This is a genomic window from Nonomuraea sp. NPDC000554, from assembly GCF_040300065.1.
Taxonomy (GTDB): Bacteria; Actinomycetota; Actinomycetes; order Streptosporangiales; family Streptosporangiaceae; genus Nonomuraea.
Genome location: NZ_JBEPDC010000029.1, coordinates 75,656 through 99,672 on the forward strand (window position 1 = coordinate 75,656; position 24,017 = coordinate 99,672).

General features: G+C 72.2%; 23 protein-coding genes. 11 read left to right on the plus strand and 12 right to left on the minus strand.

The features are described 5' to 3' along the window. Positions 1 to 12 precede the first annotated feature (12 nt). Positions 13 to 909, plus strand: coding sequence for a sigma-70 family RNA polymerase sigma factor (locus tag ABT294_RS39820; RefSeq protein ID WP_350811625.1), 897 nt, complete (start codon positions 13 to 15; stop codon positions 907 to 909). A gap of 149 nt (positions 910 to 1,058) precedes the next feature. After that, on the plus strand, positions 1,059 to 2,315 hold the full coding sequence (locus ABT294_RS39825) for a PP2C family protein-serine/threonine phosphatase (RefSeq protein ID WP_350811626.1): 1,257 nt from the start codon (positions 1,059 to 1,061) through the stop codon (positions 2,313 to 2,315). Positions 2,316 to 2,380: 65 nt separating this feature from the next. On the opposite strand, the gene ABT294_RS39830 is transcribed toward ABT294_RS39825, so the two are convergent. Next, entirely contained in the window at positions 2,381 to 2,743 is a 363-nt protein-coding gene (locus tag ABT294_RS39830) for a DUF488 domain-containing protein (RefSeq protein ID WP_350811627.1), read from the minus strand. A gap of 49 nt (positions 2,744 to 2,792) precedes the next feature. After that, positions 2,793 to 3,785, minus strand: coding sequence for a LacI family DNA-binding transcriptional regulator (locus tag ABT294_RS39835; RefSeq protein WP_350811628.1), 993 nt, complete (start codon positions 3,783 to 3,785; stop codon positions 2,793 to 2,795). A gap of 71 nt (positions 3,786 to 3,856) precedes the next feature. Between ABT294_RS39835 and ABT294_RS39840 the strand changes: the two genes are divergently transcribed. From ABT294_RS39840 to ABT294_RS39860, 5 genes are all read left to right on the plus strand, one after another. Beyond that, positions 3,857 to 4,777 carry a nucleoside hydrolase gene (locus ABT294_RS39840; protein WP_350811629.1) on the plus strand — a complete coding sequence of 307 codons (921 nt, stop codon included), beginning with the start codon at positions 3,857 to 3,859 and terminating at the stop codon, positions 4,775 to 4,777. Next, positions 4,774 to 5,754, plus strand: coding sequence for an adenosine deaminase (add, locus tag ABT294_RS39845; protein WP_350811630.1), 981 nt, complete (start codon positions 4,774 to 4,776; stop codon positions 5,752 to 5,754). Before ABT294_RS39840 ends, add begins: the two co-directional genes overlap by 4 nt. Before the next feature lie 170 nt (positions 5,755 to 5,924). Next, positions 5,925 to 8,093: a SpoIIE family protein phosphatase gene (locus ABT294_RS39850; protein WP_350811691.1), complete on the plus strand. Its 2,169-nt coding sequence runs from the start codon at positions 5,925 to 5,927 to the stop codon at positions 8,091 to 8,093. A 139-nt stretch (positions 8,094 to 8,232) separates the two neighbouring features. Beyond that, positions 8,233 to 8,991, plus strand: a complete 759-nt coding sequence (locus ABT294_RS39855; RefSeq protein WP_350811631.1) for an IclR family transcriptional regulator — start codon at positions 8,233 to 8,235, stop codon at positions 8,989 to 8,991. An 81-nt stretch (positions 8,992 to 9,072) separates the two neighbouring features. Further along, complete coding sequence (locus tag ABT294_RS39860; protein ID WP_350811632.1) at positions 9,073 to 9,915, plus strand: SMP-30/gluconolactonase/LRE family protein; 843 nt, start codon at positions 9,073 to 9,075, stop codon at positions 9,913 to 9,915. A gap of 74 nt (positions 9,916 to 9,989) precedes the next feature. Here the strand turns inward: ABT294_RS39860 and ABT294_RS39865 are convergent, their stop codons facing one another. From ABT294_RS39865 to ABT294_RS39880, 4 genes are read right to left on the minus strand one after another with little or no spacing between them, the layout of a single operon-like run. After that, the gene (locus ABT294_RS39865) at positions 9,990 to 10,808 is read right to left on the minus strand and encodes a carbohydrate ABC transporter permease (protein WP_350811633.1); all 819 of its coding nucleotides are present in this window, start codon (positions 10,806 to 10,808) and stop codon (positions 9,990 to 9,992) included. After that, the gene (locus ABT294_RS39870) at positions 10,805 to 11,737 is read right to left on the minus strand and encodes a carbohydrate ABC transporter permease (RefSeq protein WP_350811634.1); all 933 of its coding nucleotides are present in this window, start codon (positions 11,735 to 11,737) and stop codon (positions 10,805 to 10,807) included. The genes ABT294_RS39865 and ABT294_RS39870 overlap by 4 nt, the downstream gene beginning before the upstream one ends. Further along, positions 11,734 to 13,014: an ABC transporter substrate-binding protein gene (locus tag ABT294_RS39875; protein ID WP_350811635.1), complete on the minus strand. Its 1,281-nt coding sequence runs from the start codon at positions 13,012 to 13,014 to the stop codon at positions 11,734 to 11,736. The genes ABT294_RS39870 and ABT294_RS39875 overlap by 4 nt, the downstream gene beginning before the upstream one ends. Next, on the minus strand, positions 13,011 to 14,300 hold the full coding sequence (locus ABT294_RS39880; protein ID WP_350811636.1) for an alpha-glucosidase/alpha-galactosidase: 1,290 nt from the start codon (positions 14,298 to 14,300) through the stop codon (positions 13,011 to 13,013). Before ABT294_RS39880 ends, ABT294_RS39875 begins: the two co-directional genes overlap by 4 nt. 248 nt (positions 14,301 to 14,548) lie before the next feature. Between ABT294_RS39880 and ABT294_RS39885 the strand changes: the two genes are divergently transcribed. Continuing rightward, positions 14,549 to 15,574 (plus strand): endo alpha-1,4 polygalactosaminidase, encoded by a 1,026-nt coding sequence (locus ABT294_RS39885; RefSeq protein WP_350811637.1) that lies wholly within the window; start codon positions 14,549 to 14,551, stop codon positions 15,572 to 15,574. Between the two features lie 38 nt (positions 15,575 to 15,612). Here the strand turns inward: ABT294_RS39885 and ABT294_RS39890 are convergent, their stop codons facing one another. From ABT294_RS39890 to ABT294_RS39900, 3 genes are read right to left on the minus strand one after another with little or no spacing between them, the layout of a single operon-like run. Continuing rightward, positions 15,613 to 16,656 (minus strand): amidohydrolase family protein, encoded by a 1,044-nt coding sequence (locus tag ABT294_RS39890; protein WP_350811638.1) that lies wholly within the window; start codon positions 16,654 to 16,656, stop codon positions 15,613 to 15,615. Positions 16,657 to 16,669: 13 nt separating this feature from the next. Continuing rightward, positions 16,670 to 17,605, minus strand: a complete 936-nt coding sequence (locus tag ABT294_RS39895) for a zinc-binding dehydrogenase (RefSeq protein ID WP_350811639.1) — start codon at positions 17,603 to 17,605, stop codon at positions 16,670 to 16,672. Then, entirely contained in the window at positions 17,602 to 18,441 is an 840-nt protein-coding gene (locus ABT294_RS39900) for a fumarylacetoacetate hydrolase family protein (RefSeq protein WP_350811640.1), read from the minus strand. Before ABT294_RS39900 ends, ABT294_RS39895 begins: the two co-directional genes overlap by 4 nt. Positions 18,442 to 18,683: 242 nt before the next feature. Between ABT294_RS39900 and ABT294_RS39905 the strand changes: the two genes are divergently transcribed. Next, on the plus strand, positions 18,684 to 19,766 hold the full coding sequence (locus ABT294_RS39905; protein WP_350811641.1) for an alanine racemase: 1,083 nt from the start codon (positions 18,684 to 18,686) through the stop codon (positions 19,764 to 19,766). Positions 19,767 to 19,778: 12 nt separating this feature from the next. Further along, a complete protein-coding gene (locus ABT294_RS39910) occupies positions 19,779 to 20,543 on the plus strand; it encodes an SDR family NAD(P)-dependent oxidoreductase (protein ID WP_350811642.1) in 765 nt (254 codons plus the stop codon). Here the strand turns inward: ABT294_RS39910 and ABT294_RS39915 are convergent. The 3 genes from ABT294_RS39915 to ABT294_RS39925 form a co-directional block, all read right to left on the minus strand. Beyond that, entirely contained in the window at positions 20,536 to 21,465 is a 930-nt protein-coding gene (locus ABT294_RS39915; protein WP_350811643.1) for a DMT family transporter, read from the minus strand. The two genes, ABT294_RS39910 and ABT294_RS39915, sit on opposite strands and share 8 nt — an antisense overlap. A gap of 107 nt (positions 21,466 to 21,572) precedes the next feature. Next, positions 21,573 to 22,559, minus strand: coding sequence for an aldo/keto reductase (locus tag ABT294_RS39920; RefSeq protein ID WP_350811692.1), 987 nt, complete (start codon positions 22,557 to 22,559; stop codon positions 21,573 to 21,575). Then, a complete protein-coding gene (locus ABT294_RS39925) occupies positions 22,559 to 22,990 on the minus strand; it encodes a PPOX class F420-dependent oxidoreductase (RefSeq protein WP_350811644.1) in 432 nt (143 codons plus the stop codon). The genes ABT294_RS39920 and ABT294_RS39925 overlap by 1 nt, the downstream gene beginning before the upstream one ends. A 102-nt stretch (positions 22,991 to 23,092) precedes the next feature. Between ABT294_RS39925 and ABT294_RS39930 the strand changes: the two genes are divergently transcribed. After that, on the plus strand, positions 23,093 to 23,941 hold the full coding sequence (locus tag ABT294_RS39930; protein ID WP_350811645.1) for an MmyB family transcriptional regulator: 849 nt from the start codon (positions 23,093 to 23,095) through the stop codon (positions 23,939 to 23,941). Positions 23,942 to 24,017 lie beyond the last annotated feature (76 nt).

Consider the following 24,017-nt stretch of genomic DNA (forward strand, 5'->3'; position numbering starts at 1 on the left):
GAGATGTGACCAGTGAACGAACACGAATATCTGGCGGACCGGTTCGAGACACACCGCACCCATCTCAAGGCGGTGGCCTACCGGATGCTCGGCTCGCTCAGCGAGGCCGAGGACGCCGTCCAGGAGGCCTGGTTCCGGCTCAGCCGGTCCGACACCAGCGACGTGGACAACCTGGGCGGCTGGCTGACCACGGTCGTCGGCCGGGTGTGCCTGGACATGCTCCGCTCCCGCCAGGCGCGGCGCGAGCACCCCGTGGGCGCGCACATGCCCGACCCGATCGTGAGCCGCGCCAGCGGGATCGACCCCGAGCAGCAGGCGCTGCTGGCGGACTCGGTCGGGATGGCGCTGCTGGTGGTGGTGCAGTCGCTCGGTCCCGCGGAACGGCTGGCGTTCGTGCTGCACGACATGTTCGCGGTGCCCTTCGAGGAGATCGCGCCGATCGTGGGACGCTCCCTCACCGCCACCAGGCAGCTCGCCAGCCGCGCCCGCCGCCGGGTGCAGGGCGCGGCCCCGGTTCCCGAGACCGACCTGGCCCGCCAGCGCGAGGTCGTCGACGCCTTCCAGGCCGCCGCGCGCGACGGCGACTTCGACGCACTCGTCGCCGTGCTCGACCCCGACGTGGTGCTCCGCGCGGACCACGGCGCCTTGGTGGAGGGCGGCATGACGGGCAAGATGACGGAGGTCCGCGGCGCAGCGGACGTCGCCGGGCAGGCGCTCATGTTCCGCGGGGCGGGCTACTCCGCGCGGGCGGCGCTGGTCAACGGAACCGCCGGGCTCGTCAACACGGCGGACGGGCGGCCGATGTCGGTCATGAGCTTCACGATCTCCGACGGGAAGGTCGTCGCCATCGACATCCTCGCCGACGTCGACCGCCTCAGCCGGCTCGACCTGGCCGTCCTCGGCGACTGACGGATCACGGCCCGGGACGCTCTGCTGGGTCCCGGGCCCAGCCACCGTCGGCACCTGAGGGGACGTCCCCGACACGAGCGGCGGCCATCCGTGCGTAACCCTCAGCCCACCGGTTAGGAAGGACCATACGGACGACGAGGAGCGGTTCAGTGCACAGTGACGGTGAGCAGATGCTGGGCGGCCTGATCGCCGCCCATCACCTGGCCTCCCTGGAGGACCTGCCGGCCTTGGTGGCCCGCCACGCCGACCTGGTCGGGTTCTCCCAGACGATCCTGTACGTCGCCGATCTGCAGCACCAGTTCCTGGTGCCGCTGCCCGGCCAGCAGGACCTCGACGGCTCGCCACTCGAGCGCATGCGCATCGACGCCACCGTGGCCGGGCGCGCCTACCGCACCCTGGGCATCGTCCAGACGAGGCTGCCCGGCGACACCGCGGACGCCGACCTCACCAGCCAGGGACCGCGCCGGATGTACCTGCCGCTGCTGGACGGGACCGAACGCATCGGCGTGCTGGCCATGACCGCGCCCGGCGACGACGAGACGATCCGGTGGCGCGCCGCCCAGCTGGCCTCCCTGATCGCGATCCTGGTGGTCGTCAAGCGCAGCACCAGCGACACCTACGCCCAGCTGGTACGCACCCAGCCCATGCAGCTGTCGGCCGAGGTGCTGTGGAGAATGCTGCCGATGCGCACCTTCGCCACGGACCGGGTCGTCGTCAGCGCCGCGCTGGAGCCCGCCTACATCGTGGGCGGCGACGCCTTCGACTACGCCGTGGCCGGTGACACGCTCCAACTGTCGATCTTCGACGCCATGGGGCACGACACCGCGGCCGGGTTGACCGCCACCCTCGCCATAGGCACCGCTCGCAACGTCCGCCTCCAGGGCGCCGGCCTGCAGGCCACCGCCGAGGCGATCGACAACGCGATCGCCGAGCAGTTCGCCCACCTGCACTTCGCCACCGGCATCCTGGCGCAGCTCGATCTCGGCAGCGGCGTCCTGACGTGGGTCAACCGCGGCCACTACCCGCCGCTGGTGCTGCGCCGCGGGCACGTGGTGGCGACGCTGGAGACGGAGCCGGACCCGCCGATGGGGTTCCGGATGCCCGCCAACCAGCCCCCGGCCCGCTACCAGCTCGAACCCGACGACCGGCTGCTGTTCTACACCGACGGCATCATCGAGGCCAGGAGCCCCGGTGGGCCGGAGTTCGGCCTGGAGCGCTTCACCGACTTCATCATCCGCCGCGAGGCCGACGGCGTGGCGGCCCCGGAGACGCTGCGCAGGCTGATCCAGACGCTCCTGGAGTATCAGCAGGACCGGCTCCAGGACGACGCCACCGTGCTCCTGGTCGAGTGGCGCACCCAGCAGCACAACCTGCTGCGCCTGCACGGGCACGACGCCTCGCACTGACGTCCCCGCAGCCGGTGGGCGACCCGCGCTCTGGGGGCCGCATCCCGGCTCGTGGAGCAGCCGGTTCACTCCTGGAGGAGCTCGGCGAGCACGGCCGCCTCGCTGATCTCCGCCTGCCTGGTCGCGGTCAGGAGTGTCAGCACCCCGCGCCCCGCGAGCTCGCGCAGGTGCTCCACCGCGGCCGCGCGTTCGGGCTGCCGCAGCTCGTCGCGGTAGCGGCGGCCGAACTCGGCGAAGCGGCCGGGATCGTGGCGGTACCACTGGCGCAGCTCGGTCGACGGGGAGACCTCCCGGCACCACTCGTCGAGGGCCGCGTCGGCCTTGCTCAGCCCCCGTGGCCAGATCCGGTCGACCAGCACCCTCGTGCCGTCGTCCGTCATCGGCTCCTCGTAGACCCGGCGTACCCGGACTCGGATCTTCCCGGTCATCGTCCTCCCCTCACGTCCCTCCTCCCCTTGGGCCTTCCCCTCAACGGGGTCAGCAGCCGCAGGTGCGGCGCGGGATCAGAGCCACCGGCAGGGTCACCGGCTCGTGCAGCCGGCCCGCGGCCGCGCGTACGGCCTGCTCGGCGAGGCCCGCGACGTCCTGGGCGACCGTGGTGAGCGGGGGGTGGGAGTGCGCGGCCTCGGGGATGCCGTCCATGCCGACCACCGCCAGCCGGTCGGGGACCGGGACTCCCCTGCTGCTCGCCGCGGCGAGCGCGCCGAGCGCCAGCTCGTCGGTGGTCGCGAAGATCGCGGTCGGTGGTTCGGCCTGGTCGAGGAGCCGTCGGGTGGCCTCCGCCGCCGCGTCCCGGCTGTAGTCGCAGCGCACCAGCGGGCCGCCGGCCGCGGGCCCGGCCTCGTCCAGGGCCTCCTGCCAGCCGCGTTCCCGTTCTCGTACGGGGGCGAGGCGGTCCGGCCCGGTCAGGCAGGCGACGGCGCGGTGACCGTGCCCGAGCAGGTGCCGGGTGGCCAGGCGGCCTCCGTGGCGGTTGTCGCTGACGACGGAGATCCCGCGCACGCCCGGGACGCTCCGGTGCAGCATCACCACGCGGCCGGCGTGACCGGCGAGCAGTTCGCGGACGGGTGGGGTGCCGACGGCGTCGATGAGCACGACCGCCGCCACGTCCAGCTCCAGGAAGGCGCGCAGGTAGGCCAGTTCGGTGGTCTCGTCGAACGCCGCGTTGCCGACGAGGGTGAGCATCCCCGCCGCGAACGCGGCCCGTTCGACGTCCTTGGTGAGCGTGGCGAAGAACGGGTTGGCGCAGTCGGGGACGACGAGCCCGAGCAGGTTGGTGCGCTGGGAGCGCAGCGCCTTGGCCACCGCGCTCGGCCGGTATCCCAGCTCGGCGACGGCGTCGAGGACCCGGCGGCGGGTGGCCTCGGCGACCGGCCTGGGGCCTTCGTTGAGCACGTAGCTCACCACCGCGGTGGACACGCCGGCCAGGCGTGCCACGTCGTCACGAGTCGGCCTGCTCAGTTCCCGCACCTCCCCTGTCCGGACGGATTCTACTCGTGTAGCATCCCAGTCTACTCGAGTAGATTCCTAAGGAGGCCCCCTTGCGCCTGGTCATCGACACCGACACCGCCAGCGACGACGCGGTCGCGCTGATGCTGGCCATCGCGACCCCCGGAACGCAGGTGGAGGCCATCACGACGGTCGCGGGCAACGTCCCGCTGCCGCAGGCGACGGCCAACGCGCTCGTCACGACCGAGTTCATGGGCGCCGACATCCCGGTCTACGCCGGCCGTCCCGGCCCGCTGTTGCGCCCGGCGGCGACCGCCCAGCACGTCCACGGCCCGGACGGGATGAGCGGCGTGGCGCTGCCCGCGCCCGCCCGCTCACCGCGGCCGGAACACGCGGTCGAGACGCTGGTCCGGCTCGCCCGGGAGAACCCGCGCGAGCTCACGCTGGTGACGCTCGGCCCGCTGTCGAACGTGGCGACGGCCCTGCTCGTCGAGCCCGACCTGCTCCGCCTGTACGACCGCGTCTACTGCATGGCCGGCGCGCCGGACGGCCACGGCAACATCAGCGCCGTCGCGGAGTACAACGTCTGGGCGGACCCCGAGGCGGCTGCCGTCGTCCTCGCCGCCCCCGGCGACGTCACGTTCGTCGGCTGGAACGTGTCGCGCCAGTCGGCCGTCTTCACCGACGCCGACCAGGCCCGCCTGCGCCGGATGGGGACACCGCGGGCCGACTTCCTGCTCGACGTCAACGCCGCCGTCGCCGACTGGTGCCGCACGGTGACCGGCCTCGACGGCTTCGACCTGCCCGACCCTGTCGCCATGGCGGTCGCGCTGCGGCCGGACCTGGTGCTGCGCAGCGAGCGGCTGCACGCCGCCGTGGCCACCGGCGACGAGTCACGCGGCCTGCTCATGATCGACCGGCGGCGGGCCGCGCCGCCGCCCAACGTCACGATCGTCTGGGACGTCGACACAGCGGCGTTCAAGGCGGACATCGACCGGCTGTGCGCGGCATGAGCGCGCGGATCGAGCTGCACTGCCACCTCGACGGCAGCGTCCGCGTCCCCACCATCGCCCAGCTCGCCGAAGAGCAGGGCGTGAGCCTGCCCGGCCCGGTACGCGACCTGGCCGTGGCGCCCGCCCGGCCGCTCAGCCTCCCGGCCTACATCAGCCGCATCGACGTCGCTCTCTCGGTCATGCAGACCGCCGGGGCGCTGCGCCGCACCGCCCGTGAACTCGTCGAGGACTGGGCCCGCGACGGCGTCGTCTACGGCGAGGCCCGCTTCGCGCCGCAACTGCACCAGCGGCGGGGGCTCACCCTCCCCCAGATCCTGGACGCGGTGAGCGAGGGGCTCGCCGAGGGCGCCGCCGCGACGGGCGTGCAGACCGGGCTGATCCTCTGCTGCCTGCGCCCCGACCCCGTCACGACCAGCATCCGGGTCGCCGAGCTGGCCGCCGCCAACGCCCATCGCGTGGCCGGGCTCGACCTGGCCGGCGACGAGGCCATCCCGGCGGCGCCGCACGCGGCGGCGTTCCGGCTCGCCCACGAGGCCGGGCTCCCCGTCACCGTCCACGCGGGCGAGACGCAGGGCCCCGACAGCGTCCGCCAGGCCCTCGACGAGCTGGGCGCGAGGCGGATCGGGCACGGGGTCCGCGCCGTCCACGACGACGTCCTGGTCGGCAGGCTCGCCCGTGAGGCCGTCACGCTGGAGACCTGCCCGACGTCCAACCTGCAGACCGGCGCCGTGCCCTCGCTGGCCGCGCATCCGGCGCGGCGGCTCATGGCCCGCGGAGTCCCGGTCACCGTCAGCACCGACGCCCGCACCGTCTCCGGCACCACCCTCGGCGACGAGTTCGAGGTGCTGCGCCGCGAGCTCGGCTGGACCGCCGCGGACGACCGGTCCGCGCAGCTCAGCGCGGCCGCCGCGGCGTTCCTTCCGGCCGAGCGGCGAGAGCGCCTGCTCCGCCGTCTCGGGCCTCAGTCCTTCTCGTAGGTGTGCGTACGGCCGAGATGATCCGGGCCCGATGAACGGCTGTCCATGTTTCGGACATGCGGACACCAGCAGCCCACCAGGAAGCGACCCCACCACCGACCTGGGCATATTGTCCAACTATGCGATGGTTTGAGGTTTCGGTCCCGCCCCAGGCGTGAAGCTGAGTGAGTATGCGGAGCCAGGCCGGTTTCGCCACCGGATCCAAACGGAACGCGCCCGGGTTGGACGCGTTGCTGGTTCAGGCCGTCCAGGACGCCGGAGCGCACATCGGCACGGTCTACCTCCTGGCACCCGGCGAGCAGGTCCTGCTGATGGACGCGGCGATCGGGCTTCCGGCCCAGATCGCCAGGCCGTGGGCCAGGATCGGGCTGCACGGCCAGGTTCCGGCGGCCGAAGCCGTCCGCGAGCGGTCCCTGGTGTGGCTCTCCGACCACCAGGAGCTGGCCCGCTGCTTCCCCGGGGCCGCGCTGGCCCTGCCGTACCGGTTCGCGATGGCCGCCGCTCCCCTTCACACCGGCGCCGACGACTGGGGCGCTCTGCTGCTGCTGTGGCCGGAACCGCATCCGCAGCAGCTCACCCGGCACGAGCTGGAGGTGATCGAGTCCACCTGCCGCAAGATGGGGACTCTGCTGAGGCAGGCTGCCGACCGCGGGCGTCCCGTCCTTCCCGGCCCCCGGCCGCGCCTGCTGAACCCGGCGCGCGCCCGGTCGGCCGGCCCCAAGCAGGCCCTCGCGGCGATGGACTGCCTCAACCGCCTGCCCGAGAGCTGCGCCGCGCTGGACCTGGACGGCCGCGTCACCTTCATCAGCGCCGCCGCGGCCGGCCTGCTCGGCTGCCCCGCCGCCGACGTGCTGGGCAGGGTGCCCTGGGAGGTGCTCCCGTGGCTGCGCGACCCGGCCTTCGAGGACCGCCACCGCGCGGCGGTGGTCAGCCAGCAGGTCACCTCCTGGACCGCCCGCCATCCCGACGGCCAGAAGCTGACCTTTCACCTGTATCCGGACCCGTCGGGGGTGAGCCTGCGCATCACCTCCGACGCCGCGCCACCGGAGCAGCGGGCGCCGATCGCCGAGCATTCCGGCGGCTGGGCGTTCTGGCAGACAGCCGGCCCCGTGACCGTGGCCAACAGGCCCGCGCGGGCGGACGCGCTCTACAACCTCATGCACCTCGCCGCGGCCCTGACCCGCGCGGTCACCGTGCGGGACGTCGTCGACCTGGTCGCCGACAAGGTCATGCCGGTGTGCGGTGTCCAGGCCCTGGTCGTCTCGCTCGCCGAGGGCGGTCGGACGCGGATCGTCGGCTCGCGCGGCTACGCCCCCGTGCTCGTCGAACACTTCGACGGGGTCCCGCTGACCTCGGCCACACCCGGCGAGCGCACCCAGAGCACCGGCGAGGGCGCGTTCTTCGCCACCTGGGACGAGCTCCACCAGAGCTACCCGCACGCCGAGCACCTCGACGGCATGTCCGCCTGGGCGTTCCTGCCGCTGATCGCCTCGGGCCGGCCGATCGGCACCTGCGTGCTGGCCTACGACCACCCCCACCCCTTCGGCCCGGACGAGCGCGCCACCCTCATCTCGCTGGCCGGTCTGATCGCCCAGGCGCTCGACCGCGCCCGCCTCTTCGACGCCAAGGACCGGCTGGCCCAGTACCTGCAGGCCGGCCTGCTCCCGCGCAGCCTGCCCCGGATCGCCGGCCTGGACGTCGCCGCCCGCTACCTGCCCGCCACCAGCGGCATGGACGTCGGCGGCGACTTCTACGACCTGATCCGGCTGGACGAGACCACGGCCGCCGCCGTCATCGGCGACGTCCAGGGGCACAACATCGCCGCCGCCGCGCTCATGGGACAGGTGCGCACCGCCGTGCACGCGCACGCCGCCGCCGGGGCCAGCCCGCGCGAGGTGCTCTCCCACACCAACCGCCTGCTCATCGACCTGGAGCAGGACCTGTTCACCAGCTGCCTCTACATCCATCTCGACCTGCGGCGGCAGAGCCTGAGCCTGGCCAGCGCCGGTCACCCGCCGCCGCTGCTGCGGCCCGCGGACGGCCGCGTGGAGATCATCGACGTCCCGCCCGGCCTGCTTCTCGGCATCGACCCCGACGCCTACTACCCGGTCCTGGAGCATCCGCTGCCGCCCGGCGCCCTGCTGGCCCTCTACACCGACGGTCTCATCGAGAAGCCCGGCACCGACCTGGGCCACGGGCTCGCCGGCCTGGTCAGGCGGCTGACCCGGGCTCCGCGCCAGCCCATCGCCGAACTGGCCGACATGCTCGTCCAGCACCATCCGCACGCCGGACAGCGCCTCGACGACATCGCGCTGCTCCTGCTGGAGTACCAGGGATGAAACCGGGCCGTGACCCTGGGGTGCCCGGCGAGCCCGTAGGGTGAACCTCCAGCCGGCGCCCGGATTCCGCAGCGGAGTGTTGGACGGTTCCGCATTACGCTCTAGCATTCCATTATTCGGAACGGGCGAGGGAGAGTTCATGGGTGAGGCTCAGTCCCCGGTGGGGAGCGTCGATCGGGCCCTGCTGATCCTGCAGGAGATCGGCAAGCACAGCAGGGGGGTGACGCTGGACGAGCTGGCCACCCGGCTCGGCCTGCCCAAGAGCTCGCTGCACCGCCTGCTCGGCGCGCTGAAGCATCGCGGCTTCGCCGCCCAGCCCGAGCCCAGCGGCCCCTACTTCCTCGGCACCGAGCTGCTCGCCACGGCCTTCAGGTTCTACGAGAGCATGGACCTGCGCACCCTGGTCCGCCCCTTGCTGCTGCGGGTGAGCGAGGAGTTCGCCGAGACCGTGCACATGGCCATGCTCGACGGCGCCGAGGTCGTCTACCTCGACAAGGTCGAGGCGGTGCGATCGATCACGATGACCTCGGTCGTGGGCGGGCGCAACGCGGCGCACTGCACCGGCGTGGGCAAGGCGCTGCTGGCCTGGACGTACCCGACCGACGAGGCGATCAGGGCGTGGGCCGACAGGTACGGCCCGCTGGCCACCCGCACCCGCAACACGATCACCAACCCGGCCAAGCTCGCCACCCACCTGGACCAGGTCCGCCAGCGCGGCTACGCGCTCGACCTGGAGGAGAACGAGCCGGGCGTGCGGTGCGTCGCGGTGCCGGTCTTCATGGGCCGCACCGCCCCTGTCGCCGCGGTGAGCGTCACCGCCATCAAGGACCGCATGTCGCCGGCCCGGATGGAGGAGCTCGGCCACAGCCTGCGGCGGGCGGTCGCCGAGCAGGTCTGACGCTTGACAGCGCGAACCTCCCGATGATGTCCTGACTGCCGATTGGAATGGCTTTCCGCTATACAGAACAGAGGTGTGCCAGTGTTGGAGCCGGAGATCGTCCCCGTGCCCCACGCCCGGCTGGGTGAGGGGCCGCGCTGGGACGCGCGCACGGGCACGCTCCTGTGGGTCGACATCCCCGCGGGCCTCGTGCACCGCCTCGACCCCGCCGACGGCTCGCACGAGACGATCGACGTCGGCCAGCCGGTCGGCGTCGCCGTCCCCACCACCTCCGGCGGCCTGGCGCTCGCCGTCAGGGACGGCTTCGCCGTCCTGGAGCGGGGGCGGCTGGAGCTGCTCGCGCCGGTGACGGCCGCCGAGCGGCCGGGCAACCGGATGAACGACGGCGCCTGCGACCGCGCGGGCCGCTTCTTCGCCGGCACCAAGGCCGAGGACGACGCACCCGGCGCGGGCGCGCTCTACCGGCTCGACCCCGACCGCCGCTGCGAGCGGCTGCTGGACGACGTGACGATCTCCAACGGCATCGCCTGGAGCCCCGACGAGCGGCTGCTCTACTACGTCGACACCCCCACCGGCCGGGTCGACGTCTTCGACTACGACCCGGTCAGCGGGGGCCTGGCCGATCGCCGGGTGTTCGCCGAGATCACCCGCGGCCGGCCCGACGGGATCACCGTCGACTCCACCGGTCACGTGTGGGTCGCGCTGTGGGGCGGCGGGGCGGTCGTCCGCCTGCGCCCCGACGGGCGGCCCGACCTGAGCGTCGAGATCCCCGCCACCAACGTGACGAGCTGCGCCTTCGGCGGCGGCGACCTCGACGTGCTGTACGTGACCACCGCCTGGGACGGCCGGACCGGCGGGCAGCTGTGGCGCTGCCGCACCTCCAGCACCGGCCTGCCCGCCAACCCCTACCTCGACCTGGCCTAGCGGCCTCAGCCGACCTGGTCGCGGCGCCTCAGCCGACCTGGTCGCGGCGCCTCAGCCGACCTTGCCTGGCGGTCTCAGCCCTTGACCGCGCCGGTCAGCGCCTGGACGAAGCGGCGCTGGCCGAACAGGAACACGCCCAGCACCGGAAGCGTCGTCAGCACCGTCCCGGCCATGATCGCCGGCCAGTCGGCGCGGTGCTGGCCCTGGAACGACGTCAGCCCCACCTGCACGGTGTACCTGGCCTCGGAGGTGATCGCCACCATCGGCCAGAACAGGTCGTTCCACGCCGTGATGAACGTGATGACGGCCAGCGCGGCCAGGGCCGGCCTGGCCACCGGCAGCACCACTTTGAAGAACACCGCGAACCGCGAGCACCCGTCGATGCGGGCGGCCTCCTCCAGCTCCCTGGGGAAGGACTGGAAGAACTGCGTCATCAGGAAGATGCCCACCGCCGAGCTGAGCTGCGGCACGATCAGCGCGCCCAGCGTGTCGGTCAGCCCCACCTTGTTGAAGATCAGGAACGTCGGGATCACGGTGAGCTGGAACGGGATCAGCGCCGTGGCGATGACCAGCACCAGGGTGAGCTTGGAGCCGGCGAACCTGATCCGGGCGAACGCGTAGCCCGCCATGCTGCACAGCGCCAGCTGGGCGAGCACGATCGCGCCCGAGACGATGACGCTGTTGAGGAACCAGCGCGGGAAGTCCGAGCCTTCCAGCACCTTGCGGTAGCCGCCCAGGTCGATGCCCGCCGGCCACACCGGCGGCGGGAAGCGGTTGAGCTCCCCTTGGGTCATCACCGAGCTGAGCACCATCCAGACGAACGGCAGCACGGTCACCGCCGACATCGGCACGAGCACCAGATGCCACCCGCTGGGCAGACGGCGACGCCTCATCGCATGACCCCCCTGCGCCGGGCGACCAGCAGGCCCGCCACGATCAGCACCAGCGTCCCGGCGAACAGGACGTAGGCCACCGCCGCGCCGTACCCGGCGGTGAAGAAGCTGAAGGCCAGCTGCCAGACGTAGTAGACGATCGTCACCGTCGCGTTGGCCGGGCCGCCCTTGGTGGTGGTCACCACCAGGTCGAAGAACTGCAGCGCGTCGATCACCCCCCAGACCGCGAGGAAGATCGTCATCGGCCGGACCGACGGCACGATGATGTGCCGGAAGCTCGCCCACCGGCCCGCGCCGTCGATCGAGGCGGCCTCCAGGACCTCCTTGCTGATCTCCTGGATGGCGGCCAGGTAGATCACCACCGCGAACCCGAAGCGCGTCCAGAAGAAGATCAGGGTGAGCACGAACATCGCCTGCGAGGGGCTGCTCAGCAGGCCCTGCACCGGCAGCCCGACCTTGACGAACAGCCCGTTCATCAGCCCGAAGTCGCGGTCGAAGATGTAGCCCATGAGCAGCCCGGCCGAGGTGGCGGAGGCGACGTAGGGCACCAGGAAGCAGGTCCGGTAGAAGCCGATCCCGCGCACCTTCCTGTTCAGCAGCACCGCCACGAGCAGGCCCGCCAGCAGCGAGGCCGGCAGGTACAGCACCAGCAGCAGCCCGGTGTTACGCAGCGCCTGGAAGAAGACCGGATCCACCAGCAGCGCCCGGTAGTTGTCGAGCCCGACGTTGCGCCCCGGCGTCATCAGGTCGGAATCGGTGAACGACAGTGCCAGCGCCCACGCCATGGGGATCAGCGAGAACCCGAGGATGACCAGGGTCGCCGGGCCCGCGAACGACCACCCGGCTAGGTTGTCGGCCAGCCTGCGGCGGTCGCGACGCCGCCGGCGCGCGGGGGCGGGGCGGCTCAGCGCCGGCGCGGTGCTGGTCATGATCCCGGCACGGCGAGCGCCGCGTCCGACTTGGCCGCCGCCTGGTCCAGGGCCGTCTTGGGGTCGGTCCTGCCCAGGAGGGTCTGCGCGATCGCGTCGGCCATGAAGGACGACACCCGCGGGTACCTGGTCGTGGCCGGCCGGACCCGCTTGGCGTCGGCCAGGTTGGCCGAGACCACCTCGATGCCCGGATATTTCTTGAGATAGTGCTGGTAGCCGGGCAGCTTGGTGATCGACTCGCGGATCGGCAGCGACCCGGTGTCGGTCATCCACACCAGCTGCTGCTGGGCCGAGGTGAGCCAGCCCAGGAACGTGGCGGCCGCCTTGACCCGCCGCTCGTCGTGCTGGAACACCACCCAGTTGTCGGGGCCTGAGACCGTCTCATGGTTGCCGTTCGTGCCGGGCAGCCGCGCCACGCCGTAGTCGACCTTGGCCGCCTGCAGGTCGGGGAGCACCCACGGGCCCGACAGGAACAGGCCGAGCCGACCCGACTCGAACAGCTTCTGCCCCTTCTCGGCCGGGCTGGAGTCCAGGTAGACCGACTTGTCGTCGATCGTCATGTTCCTGAGCAGGGTGAGCGCCTGCTGGCCCGCGGCGGAGTTGAACACCGCCTTCTTGTGGTCGGACGAGAGGATGTCGCCGCCCGCCTGCCAGACCATCGGCCACAGGCCCCACACGGCCTCCTCACCGCCGCTGATCGCCCACGTGGTGCCGAAGACGCCGGCTTTCGGGTCGGTCGTCCGCTTGGCCATGGACCGGAAGTCGTCCCACGTCCAGTCCGGCCCTGGCGCCTGCACCCCGGCCTTGGCCAGCAGCTTCTTGTTGTAGAGGACCACCATGTTGTCGACCACGGCGGGAAAGCCGATGACCTTGCCCTGGACGGTGACGGCCTCGCGCTCGTTGGCCCAGAAGTCCGTCCAGCCGACGGCCGGGTCCTTCACCAGCTCCGACAGGTCGGCCGTCTTCGGGTTGCGCGCGATGTTGGGCGCCCACGAGCCGTAGAGGTAGGCGATGTCGGGGTAGGTGTCGGAGGTCAGCGCGGCGGTGATCTTGGGGAGCATGCCGTCGGCGGTCGCCCCGCCGGACTCCGTCCTGACCTTGATGTCCGGGTGGCTCTGGTTGAACTGACCGACGAGCTTCTCGATCGACTTGGCGGAGTTGTCCTCCTGGCCGTGCCAGAGCGTGATCTCCACCGGCCCGCTCGCCTGCTCCTGGGAGGCGCTGCAGCCCGTCGCGGCCAGGGCGACGAGCACGGCCGCCGCCAGCGCCGCTCTCATCGGACCCCCTCGGGGAGCAGGTCGCCGTGGGCCGCGATCATCTCGTCCACGAGGTCGTGGATCTGCTGGAGCGTGAGCGTGGCCGCGGCGTTCGGGTCGAGCATGGCCGCGTGGTAGACGTGCTCGCGCCGCCCTTCCAGGGCCGCGCGCACGGTCAGCTCGCCCACGTTCAGGAACGTCTGGTTCAGCGCGGCCAGCTGGGGCGGCAGCTCGCCGACCCTGGTCGGCGACACCCCCGCCCGATCGACCAGGCAGGGCACCTCGACGCAGGCGTCGTCGGGCAGGTTGGAGATCAGCCCGCCGTTGCGCACGTTGCCATGGACCACCCGGCGGGTGCCGGTCTCGATGGAGTGGATGACCTCCGAGGCCAGCTCCATGGCCGGTTCGATCTCCACGCCCTGGCCCGCGGCCAGCCGTCTCCTGGTCTCCTCGTAGGTGTCGAGGTTCTCCTCCGACCAGCGCAGGTAGATCTCCACGGGGATGCGGAAGTGCGCCACCTGGTCGTCGTGGTGCAGGAACCAGGGCAGGTACTCCGAGCCGTGCTCGCTGGACTCGGTCGGGAAGTAGCCCAGGCGGCGGTACATCTCCACCCGGACGGTCCTGCGCAGCTCGGGATCGCGGGCGATGGCCTCGTCCAGCGCCGGGTACAGGCTCTCGCCGCGGTGCTCGAAGCGCAGCACGAACGCCTGGTGGTTGGCCCCGGCCGTGACGAACGACACCTCCTCCGGCGGCAGGCCCACCAGGGAGGCCAGGCGGGCCTGGGTGTCGCGCACCGAGTGGCACAGGCCGACCACCCGCTGGAAGGAGGTGCCCTGGTAGACGGCGCGGGGGATCATCGCCATCGGGTTGGTGTAGTTCAGCAGCAGCGCGCCGGGGGCCAGCTCGGCCAGGTCGTGGCCGAGGGCGACCATGACGGGGATCGTGCGCAGCGCGCGGAAGATGCCGCCGATGCCGAGCGTGTCGGCGATGGTCTGGCGCAGGCCGTAGCGGCGCGGGATCTCGAAGTCGACGCGCGTGGCGGCGTGCCCGCCGACCGCGATCTCGTTGATCACGTAGTCGGCGCCGTCCACGGCGGCGCGGCGGTCGAGGTGGGCCTCCACCTTGGCGCCCCGGCCGAGCTTCGCGATCATCCAGGTGGCCATGGCCTCGGCGGTCGCCAGCCGCTCGGCGTCGATGTCATGCAGGACCAGGGTGGACTCCCCCAGCTCCGGAAACGTCAGGATGTCCGAGAGGACGTTCTTGGTGAATTCGACGCTGCCCGCGCCGACGAACACGATGCGTGCCATGGGACTCTTCCCTCCACGGAGCACGGCGGGCGTGGCGGCCCGCTGCGTGCGGTGAGTATAGCCATCTATCCGCGATACAGACTATGGTTCCGCAATACGGAACGCCGCTGATAGCGCGGCTTGCCGGTCAACGGACGGCGCCATGCACCTTTTTCGCGGAATTCTCGACATCAAGAGAAAGGTTGACAACCTCCAATACTCCCCGATTTCCTTTATCCCGGAATATCATTCCGCTATATGGAACAGAGGTGAGTGTGTTGGGTATCCCCCACCAGACAGTGAGCTCCACCCCGCTGCGCCGCTTCGCCCGGCTCGCCGTGGCGACCGTCCTGACCCTGGCGCCCGCGGTGGCACTCGGCGCCACCGCCGCCGACGCGGCTACGACGGCCACGACGGCTGAGACCGGTGCCACCGCCCACGCGGCCATCTGGAAACCCCCGGTCAACAGCCGCTGGCAGTACCAGCTCCAGGGCAACTCCGCCTACGCCTCGACCGGCGGCGTCAACGTCGACATCTGCGTGGCCCCGCAGACCGGCGGCGCCTGCGTCCGGCCGACCGTGTTCGACATCGACCTCTACGCCGACGCCGCCGTCGCGGGCAACAACTCCACGCTCAACACCGCGGCCGTCAAGGCCGTCCACGCCAAGGGCGCCAAGGCCATCTGTTACGTCGACGCCGGGTCGATCGAGGACTTCCGCCCCGACTACCAGGAGTTCGTCGACTGGCACAAGAGCCACGGCAACTCCCTGCTGGGCAAGCCGTTCAGCGCGGAGTTCCCCAACGAACGCTGGGCCAACATCAACAACGACAAGGGCCAGCGCGACTTCCTGCTGCAGATGATGGAGCGCCGGGTCGCCAAGTGCGTCCAGGCCGGCTTCGACGGCGTGGAGTTCGACGTCGTCAACGCGCACGAGGAAGGGAAGTCCGTCACCGGCTGGAACGTCACCCCGGCCACCCAGCTCGTCTTCAACAGGGCGCTGGCCGACATCGCGCACCGCAACGGCCTGTCCGTGGCGCTGAAGAACGACCTCAGCCAGGTCTCCGACCTGGTCTCGGCCTTCGACTACGCGGTCAACGAGGAGTGCTTCCAGTGGAAGGAGTGCGACGAGCTCAAGCCCTTCGTCGCGGCCGGCAAGCCGGTCTTCCAGGTGGAGTACAAGACCTCCCCGTCGACCTTCTGCCCCAAGGCCAACGCCGCCACGCTCAACTTCAACGCCATCAAGAAGGCGACCGACTACTCCCTCAAGGACAAGCCCTACACGCCGTGCAGGTAGCCCGGCCCGCAGGCCCCGCGACCGGCGGGGCCTGCCCCTCATGCCAACCTCGGCACGAGCCTGAGCGCGTTGCCCGCGTACACCTGGCCCAGCACCTCGTCCGGAAGGTCGAGGCCGGAGATCGTCCAGCGCCCCATCAGCGGCGGGTCCTCCAGGGAGTGGGCGAACGCCTCGTCGGCCGTCTCCAGGAACCGGAAGTGGATCCGGTACACCTCCGCCTCGGGCGGGATCTCGTCGGTGCCGAACAGCACCCGCCCCGGATGGCGCAGCACCAGCGCCCGCGCCGCGCGCGGGGCCCGGCCCAGCTCGGCGATGCGGGCGGCGATGTCGATGTGGAAGTTCGGGTACGCATCCAGCATCCGCCCCACCCAGGCCAGGTTCTCCGGCCAGCACCCGGCGTGCACCCCGATCACGGTGGTCCGCGGATGCCCGGCGACCATCGCCTCCATGGCCTCCATCAGCCGTTCGAACGGCGGGAACCCCGGCCCAGAGAACACCCAGTCGGGGTGCGCCACCAGCTGTTCGAGCCGCTCGTTGCGCTCGTCGAGCGGCTCGAAGAAGGCCACCGGGTCGGCGGTGTGCAGGGCGATGGGCACGCCCAGCTCCCCGGCCGCCGCCCACAGCGGGCCCAGCCGCTCGTCGTCGAGCATGACCAGCTCACCGCGACCGTCGCGGACCCGCAGGCCGACGTCCTTCCAGACCTTCAGCCCTGCCGCACCCTCGGCGACCGACGCGCGCAGCTGCGCGGCCAGCTTCTCGCCGAAGTGCGGCTCGGCGGTCAGCGACCAGTCGACGTGGCAGAAGGTGGCGAACCTGCCGGGGTGCGCGGCGTCGTAACGCTCCAGGTTCGCCGCCAGCTCCCTGCCCCAGCGGCCGTCGAGGTTGACCATGCCGCGCAGGTTGAGCTCGTCCATCATGTCCAGCAGCGCCGGGACGTCCGGGGCCGTCCACCCGCCGTCGGCGCTGAGCCAGCGGCCGAGATGGAGGTGGGCGTCCACGGCGGGCACCCGGGCCCGCTCGACGCGGTGGACGGGCACCCTGAGCTGGGAGACGGGCCGGTACCCGGAGAGGGGGAGATCCATGGGGCGCCTCCGTTCAGGGGGTGAGCAGGGCCTTGACCGGCAGCGTCCCGCCGTTCATGAGCGTGGTGAACACCTCGGCGCCCTGGCCGAGCGGGAACGTGTCGACCCAGCTCAGGTCCCACCCCCCGACCAGCTCCACGGCGGCGGCGAAGTCGGCGTCGCGGTAGGCGAACGAGCCGAGCACCCGCTTCTCCCCCCGCACCAGGTCGGCGGCGTCGAAGCCGGCGGCGGGAGAGGCCAGGCCCAGCCACACCGCCACCCCGCCGGGGCGCAGCCGGGCGAGCGACTGCTCGTGGGTGGCGGCCGCGCCCACCGCGTCGAAGACCACGTCGTACTCGCCGCCCAGCTCGGCGACCGCCGCGTGGGCGCCCAGCCGGGCGGCGATCTCGCGGCGGCTGTCCGACCGGTCGGCGATCTCGACCCGCGAGGCGCCACCGGCCACCGCGACCTGCATGCAGGCCAGCCCGATCGCGCCGGCGCCGATCACGCCCACGCTCGCCCCCGCCGGGGCACCGGCCAGCGACCAGGCGTGCACGGCGTTGGCCGCGGGCTCCACGATGCCCGCCGCCGTCCAGCCGAGCCCCTCCGGCAGCGTGGTCAGCGTCCCTTCCGGCACGGCCACCCGCTCGGCGAACCCGCCAGGCCGGTGCACCCCGACGATCTGCCGCTTCCTGCACACGTTGCGCAGCCCCAGGGCGCACACGTCGCACGCGCCGCACGACAGGATCGGGTTGACCACGACGGCTCGGCCGTCGTCGGTGCGGCCGGCGAACTCGTGCCCCATGACCAGCGGCGGCACCCGGAAGCCGGGCGTCTTCACGCCGTGCAGCTCGCTGCCGCAGATGCCGGAGGCGACCACGTGCACCAGCACCTCGCCCGCGCCCACCTCGGGCTCGGGCTCCTCGCGCAGCTCCATGACGCCCGGCGCGGTGAACACCAGCGCTCTCATCGCGCCCCTCCCGCGATCACCGGGTTGCTCAGGACGCCGACGCCTTCGACGCTGACCTCGACGGTGTCGCCGGGGCGCAGGCCACGCGGCGGGTCCATGAACTCGCCGCACCCCCAGGGCGTCCCGGTCAGGACGACGTCGCCGGGTTCCAGGGTGAAGCCGCGCGAGCAGTAGGCGAGCAGCTCGGCGACGCCGAAGAGCATCTCGGCGGTGCTGGAGTCCTGCACGGTCTCGCCGTTGACGGCCGTGCGCAGCCGCAGCGCCTGCGGGTCGCCGACCTCGTCAGGGGTCACAATCGCCGGGCCCAGGGGGCAGAAGGTGTCGAGGCTCTTGCCGCGCGTCCACTGGCCGTCGGCGAACTGCAGGTCGCGGGCCGAGACGTCGTTGGCCACGGTGTAGCCGGCCACGCCCGCGAGCGCCTGGGCCGGGCTCGCGTACCGCAGCGGCGCGCCGATGACGGCGGCCAGCTCGACCTCCCAGTCGACCCGCGCGGTCAGCTCGCCGTCGATGACGATCGGCTCGCCGGGGCCGATCACGCTGGAGGGGAACTTGGCGAACACCAGCGGCCGCTCCGGCTTGTCCATCGCGGCCTCGCGGATGTGGTCGAGGTAGTTGAGCCCGATCGCGACGATCTTGCCGGGCCGCAGCGGCGCGACGGGCGCCGCCCCTTCGAGGGGCCGGGTCGCCGAACCGGCCAGGCGGCGGACCTGCTCGGCCCCGCCGGCCAGCACCGCCTCCAGCGGGGTGCCCGCCGGGACGTCCAGCGCGTGCCACAGGCCCTCGCGTTCCACCGCGGGCAAGCGGCTCCCGTCCGCTCGCACCGTGCCGAGTCTCATACATGCTCCTATTCCGCATCACAGAATGCAGTTCCGTACATGCGAAAGAACAGCAGCAGGGCGAACGACTGTCAAGGGGTCACCCGTACACTCGACCTTCGCAGGCGGACGGCCGCCCGACCCCAGCCCTCTTCCAGAAAACCAGCCCGTATATTCCGAATAGCGGAATGATGGTGCACATCACGGAACAGGTGCTATTTTCTGGCGGAGCTCGCCATACACCCGAGAGGGCGGTCACCCCGATGCATCCCGAAATCGACACCCCGGCACTGGTCATCGACCTCGACACGGTCCGGGCCAACGTGGACGAGATGGCCAGGACGGCGGCCAGGCACGGCGTCAAACTCCGCCCGCACGTCAAGACGCACAAGATGCCCGAGCTGGCCCGGATGCAGCTCGACGCCGGCGCGACCGGCGTCACCTGCGCCAAGCTCGGCGAAGCCGAGATCATGGCCGACGCCGGGATCGACGACATCCTGCTCGCCTTCCCCATCTGGGGCGAGCCCAAGCTGCGCCGCCTGGCCGCCCTCCGCGAGCGGGCCCGGGTGCGCGTCAGCCTCGACTCCCCCGACGTCGCCGCCGGGCTCGCCCGCCTGGGCGGAACGCCCGTGGAGGTGCTGGTCGAGGTCGACACCGGCCAGCACCGGCTCGGACGCCCGCCAGGACGCCCCACCGCCGACCTCGTCGCCGAGATCGCCGCGATCCCCGGCATCGACGTCGCCGGCCTGCTCACCCTGGCCGGTCACGCCTACCACTCCCGCACGGAACGGGAGCTCGCGGAGACCGCGCGCCGCGAGGGCACCGACCTGATCGCCACCGCCGAGCTGTGCGCCCGCGACGGGATCGAGCTGCGCGAGATCAGCGTCGGCTGCACCCCCACCGCCCGGCACGTCGCCGGCGTCGCGGGCGTCACCGAGATCCGCCCGGGCACCTACATCTTCAACGACACCGCCATGATGCGCCTCGGCGTCGCCACCGAGCAGACGACCGCCGCCCGCGTCCTGACCACGGTCGTCGGCCGCCCGACGGCCGAGCGGGTCGTCCTCGACGCCGGCACCAAGAGCCTCACCTCCGACGGATCCGGCTCCCCCGGCTGGATCAGGGCCGCCGGCCTGCCGCACCTGCGCATGGACTTCCTCAACGAGGAGCACGGGGTCGCCCTGCTGGACCCCGAATCGCCCGCCGAGCTGCCCGTCGGAACGCGGCTCCAGCTCATCCCCAGCCACGCCTGCTCGGTCGTCAACCTCTTCGACCATGCCTACGGCGTCGAGAACGGGCAGGTCACCAAGGAACTGCGCGTCGCCGCCCGCGGCGCCGTGCGCTGAAGAGAGGACACCATGCGCGGACTGACCGGAAAGCGGGTACTGATCAGCGGCGGCAGCAGCGGCATCGGCGCCGCCACCGCCCGCCGCTTCCTCCAGGAGGGCGCCCGGGTCGTCCTCGGCGGCCTCGACCAGGCCGAGGTGGACCGGACCGTGGCCGAGCTGAGCCCGCTCGGACAGGTGAGCGGGCTGGCGGGCGACGTCAGCTCGGAGGCCGACGTCCACCGGCTGGTCGAGGCCGCCGTCGCCACCCTGGGAGGCGTCGACGTCCTGATCAACAACGCCGGCACCGCCTGGCGCGAGCCGTTCCTGCAGATCACCCCCGGCCACTGGGACCGGATCATCTCCGTCAACCTGCGCGGCATGTTCCTGATGGCCCAGGCCGTCGCCCAGCACCTGGTGGCACGCGGCTCCGGTGGCGTGATCCTCAACATGTCCTCCACCAACGGGCTCGGCGGCGAGGCCGACTACGCGCACTACAACGCCTCCAAGGGCGGCGTGCTCCTGCTCACCAGGACCATGGCCGTCGAGCTCGGCAAGCACGGCATCCGCGTCAACGCGCTCTGCCCCGGCTACATCCAGACCCCGCTGAACGCCGCCATCTCCTCCGGCCTGGCCGACGGCTTCGTCTCCGCCTACGAGCGCGACCACATCCCGCTCGGCAGGGCCGGACTGCCCGAGGAGGTCGCCGCCGCGTACGCCTTCCTGGCCTCCGACGACGCCGCCTTCATCCACGGCACCGAACTGGTCATCGACGGCGGCCAGCTGGCCATCATGTGACCCGGCTCGCCGTGCTCGCTTCGCGGGGCGTCGGAGCCCGTCCGGCCGGCTGCCTGCGCCACCGCGTCATCCCGACGCCGACGAGGACGACGGCCATCCCCGCGATGACCCGAAGGCCGAGTTCCTCGTGGAGCACGATCGCCCCCAGCGCCACCGAGACGACCGGGAGCAGGTATCCGACCGTGGCGGCGCTGGTCGCGCCCTCGTCCGCGATGAGCCGGTAGTTGAGGTAGAAGGTGAGCCCGGTGCTGAAGATCCCCAGGACGGCGACGGCGATCACCGCCGTCGCGTTCAGGTTCACCGAGGCGCCGCCCGCCGGCAGGGCCAGCGCGCTGAGCCCCGCCGCCGTGACGAGCTGGGCCGCGGACAGGGCGATGGGGGCGGTGCCCTTGCCGGTGAGCCGGCGTGCCATGTAGGCGAAGGCGACGGCGTAACTCGCCGCCGCCCCCAGCAGGGCCAGCGCGCCCCAGCTCAGCAGCCCGGCGGCCTGCCACGGCGCGAAGATCAGCAACGTGCCGGCGAATCCGAGCAGCAGCCCGCCCAGGCGGACCGGGCCGAGGCCGCGCTCCGTGCCGAGCGCGAGGCCGATCAGCAGCGACCACAGCGGGGTCGTCGCGTTCAGCACCCCGGCCACGCCCGAGCCGACGCTCTGCTCGCCGACGCTGAACAGGAAGAACGGCAGCGCGTTGCAGAAGAAGGCCGCCACCACCAGGCGGCCCCAGGTCGCCCGGTCGCGCGGGAGGCGCTGGCGCGCCGACCACGCCAGGCCGACGAGGACGGCCGCGCCCAGCGCGGAGCGCGCGAAGGTGATCTGGAGCGGGGTCAGCCCGTTGTTCAGGGCCAGCTTGATCCACAGGAAGCCCGACCCCCACAGCAGCGCGAGCACGCCCATGCGCGCCAGCGAGCCACGTCCCCCGATCATCACTTTCCGCCTCCCTGTCCGGCTGGTCCGCTTCGCCAGGCTGCCCGACAGCACCCGACAGGACAAGTGAAAAGTGATGGGGAATATCTTTAAGCGCTGCTACACATTCACCCCCGGCCCTCGAACCGGTCCTCCCCGTCGCCGAACAGCCACGGACGGGACCCGCCGTTGACGTCGGCCGGGTAGCCCACCTCGAACGGCGCCGCCGCGTCCAGGCGAACCAGGGCGTCCGCCGGCAGGGTGACGTCGAGCGCGCCGAGGTTGTCCGCGAGCTGCCCGGCGTCGCGGGCGCCGACGATCGGATGCACCACGCGCGAGCGGGCACGGGTCCAGGCGATCGCGACCTGGGACGCCGTCACCCCCAGGTCGCCGGCGACCTCCCGCACGGCACGCGCGACCTCATGATCCCGTGCGGTGAGCGACGCGGGATCCAGCCTGGCGCCGGTCGGGGCGGCGCCGACGTACTTGCCCGAGAGCACGCCCCCGGCGAGCGCTCCATAGGCGGCCACGCTCATCCCACTCGCCTCGGCCATGGGCAGCAGCTCCCGCTCGATGTCGCGTCTGAGCAGGCTGTAGCGCACCTGCACGCCGGCGAACGCGGTCCAGTCGCGCCACTCGGCCAGGGCGTTGGCCCGCGACACCAGCCACGCGGGAAGGTTCGACGCCCCCACGTAGAGGACCTTCCCGGCGCGGACGGCGTCGTCCAGCGCCCGCATGGTCTCCTCGATCGGCGTGTACGGGTCCCACGCGTGCACCCAGAGCAGGTCGACGTAGTCGGTGCGCAGCCGCCGCAGGCTCGCCTCCAGCGACAGGGCGAGGTTCTTGCGGTGGCTGCCGCCCGCGTTCGGGTCGCGGGCGTCCCGCGACAGCGTGTACTTGGTGGCCAGCACGAACCGGTCCCGGCGGTGCCGGAGGAGATCGCCGAGGACCTCCTCGCTGGCGCCGTAGGCGGAGGCGGTGTCGATGACGTTGCCGCCCGCGTCCGCGTACAGGTCGATCATCTTGCGGGCCTCGTCAGGACCGGCGAAGGTCATCGCGCCGAGGAACAGCTCCGAGACACGCAGCCCGGTCGGGCCGAGCAGCCGGTGGCGCATCACGCCACGTCCCTGGCGGACAGCTCGTAGGGGTCGGTGTCGATCCCGCGCGCCAGGATCCGGCGCGGGTGGATGCGGATCCACGCCGGGTCGAACGGCATGTTCGCGCCGATGCGCCTGCCGACCTCCTCGCCGCCGCTGGTGTGCGTCTCCGCCCGCCCCCGGATCTCGATGCCGCGCGGCGTCCAGGGATCGACGGACGCCAGGTCGTCCACCACGAACGCGACGTCGGGATGGCGCGCGGCGTCGCGGAACTTCTTGCTCGCCGCCATGCCGGTGCCCGCGTGGCCCCCGATCACGATGGTCCCGGTCTCCGGGTCGTAGAAGACCCCGACCGGCACGATGTGCGGCCGGCCGCCGGGCCCGACCGTGGCCAGACGCCCGAGCGGCTGGCTGTTCAGATAGGCGATCTCGTTCGTCGTGAAGGTCATGAACCCAGTGTGTGAAGCCCGGCCGGGCCCCGGGAAGGCCGGGACGAGGCTAGCCCTGACAGGGCCACGATCCGCTCCCGGCGCCCGCCGTACACTCTGCCTGTGAGCGACATCGAGCTGGGGACATTCCTCCGCATCTGCCGCGAAGCCGTCACTCCGGGCCAGGTGGGGCTGCCCACCAGCAGCCGTCGCCGCACGCCCGGCCTGCGGCGAGCCGAGCTGGCCACCATCTCCGGGGTCAGCGTCGACTACCTCACCCGGCTGGAGCAGGGGCGCGACCGGCACCCGTCGGCGCAGGTCCTCGCCGCGCTCGCGGACGCCCTCCAGCTGTCGGCGGGCGACCGGGTACGGCTGCGCAACCTGGCCAAGGCGGCTTCCGGCGCCGACTTCCTGTGCGCGGGCAGGCTGCCGCCCGAACGGGACGTGACCCCCACCATGCGGGCGCTGCTCGGCCGGCTGGAACCCACCCCGGCCGTGCTGCTCAACCGGCTCGACGAGACGGTCGCCCACACCTCCGGCTACGACCGCCTCGCCAGGCCCCTCGGCCTCCTCGACGGACGGCCGCCGAACCGGGTCGCGTACGTGTTCACCGACGACCGGGCCCGGGCCGCGTACCCCGACTGGGAGCGCGTCGCCGACGAGCGGGTCGCCTCGCTCAGGGCCGAGTCCTCCCGCGACGACCCGGACCTCGTCCACCTCGTCGACGAGCTGACCATCGTCGCCGGCTCCCCCTTCGCCGGACGGCTGCGGGCCGCGCCGTCCACGCCGCACCGCACCGGTGTCGAGCGCCTCGTCCACCCGGAGGTGGGCGAGCTGCGGCTGGCCTACGAGACCCTCGCCACGGAGGGCCAGCGCCTGATCGTCTACCTCCCCGCCGACGACGCCACCTCCGCCGCCCTGGACCGCCTCAACCGCCGCCAGCCCGGCGCTCTGCGCGCCGTGCGCGGCTAGGCGCGTCCCGTCCCGAGCGCCTTTACGTTGTAGATCAACAAGGCCCGGAGATTACCTACGTAGGTAGGAACGGGTA

Bases quoted from the DNA above. Each gene is read 5' to 3' on its own strand.
- ABT294_RS39915 (WP_350811643.1), bottom strand. From the start codon at position 21,465: ATGATCGGGGGACGTGGCTCGCTGGCGCGCATGGGCGTGCTCGCGCTG.
- ABT294_RS39875 (WP_350811635.1), bottom strand. From the start codon at position 13,014: ATGAGAGCGGCGCTGGCGGCGGCCGTGCTCGTCGCCCTGGCCGCGACG.
- ABT294_RS39900 (WP_350811640.1), bottom strand. From the start codon at position 18,441: ATGAGACTCGGCACGGTGCGAGCGGACGGGAGCCGCTTGCCCGCGGTG.
- ABT294_RS39925 (WP_350811644.1), bottom strand. From the start codon at position 22,990: ATGACCTTCACGACGAACGAGATCGCCTATCTGAACAGCCAGCCGCTC.
- ABT294_RS39890 (WP_350811638.1), bottom strand. From the start codon at position 16,656: ATGGATCTCCCCCTCTCCGGGTACCGGCCCGTCTCCCAGCTCAGGGTG.
- ABT294_RS39905 (WP_350811641.1), top strand. From the start codon at position 18,684: ATGCATCCCGAAATCGACACCCCGGCACTGGTCATCGACCTCGACACG.
- add (WP_350811630.1), top strand. From the start codon at position 4,774: ATGAGCGCGCGGATCGAGCTGCACTGCCACCTCGACGGCAGCGTCCGC.
- ABT294_RS39880 (WP_350811636.1), bottom strand. From the start codon at position 14,300: ATGGCACGCATCGTGTTCGTCGGCGCGGGCAGCGTCGAATTCACCAAG.
- ABT294_RS39850 (WP_350811691.1), top strand. From the start codon at position 5,925: ATGCGGAGCCAGGCCGGTTTCGCCACCGGATCCAAACGGAACGCGCCC.
- ABT294_RS39830 (WP_350811627.1), bottom strand. From the start codon at position 2,743: ATGACCGGGAAGATCCGAGTCCGGGTACGCCGGGTCTACGAGGAGCCG.
- ABT294_RS39910 (WP_350811642.1), top strand. From the start codon at position 19,779: ATGCGCGGACTGACCGGAAAGCGGGTACTGATCAGCGGCGGCAGCAGC.
- ABT294_RS39870 (WP_350811634.1), bottom strand. From the start codon at position 11,737: ATGACCAGCACCGCGCCGGCGCTGAGCCGCCCCGCCCCCGCGCGCCGG.
- ABT294_RS39865 (WP_350811633.1), bottom strand. From the start codon at position 10,808: ATGAGGCGTCGCCGTCTGCCCAGCGGGTGGCATCTGGTGCTCGTGCCG.
- ABT294_RS39920 (WP_350811692.1), bottom strand. From the start codon at position 22,559: ATGCGCCACCGGCTGCTCGGCCCGACCGGGCTGCGTGTCTCGGAGCTG.
- ABT294_RS39895 (WP_350811639.1), bottom strand. From the start codon at position 17,605: ATGAGAGCGCTGGTGTTCACCGCGCCGGGCGTCATGGAGCTGCGCGAG.
- ABT294_RS39855 (WP_350811631.1), top strand. From the start codon at position 8,233: ATGGGTGAGGCTCAGTCCCCGGTGGGGAGCGTCGATCGGGCCCTGCTG.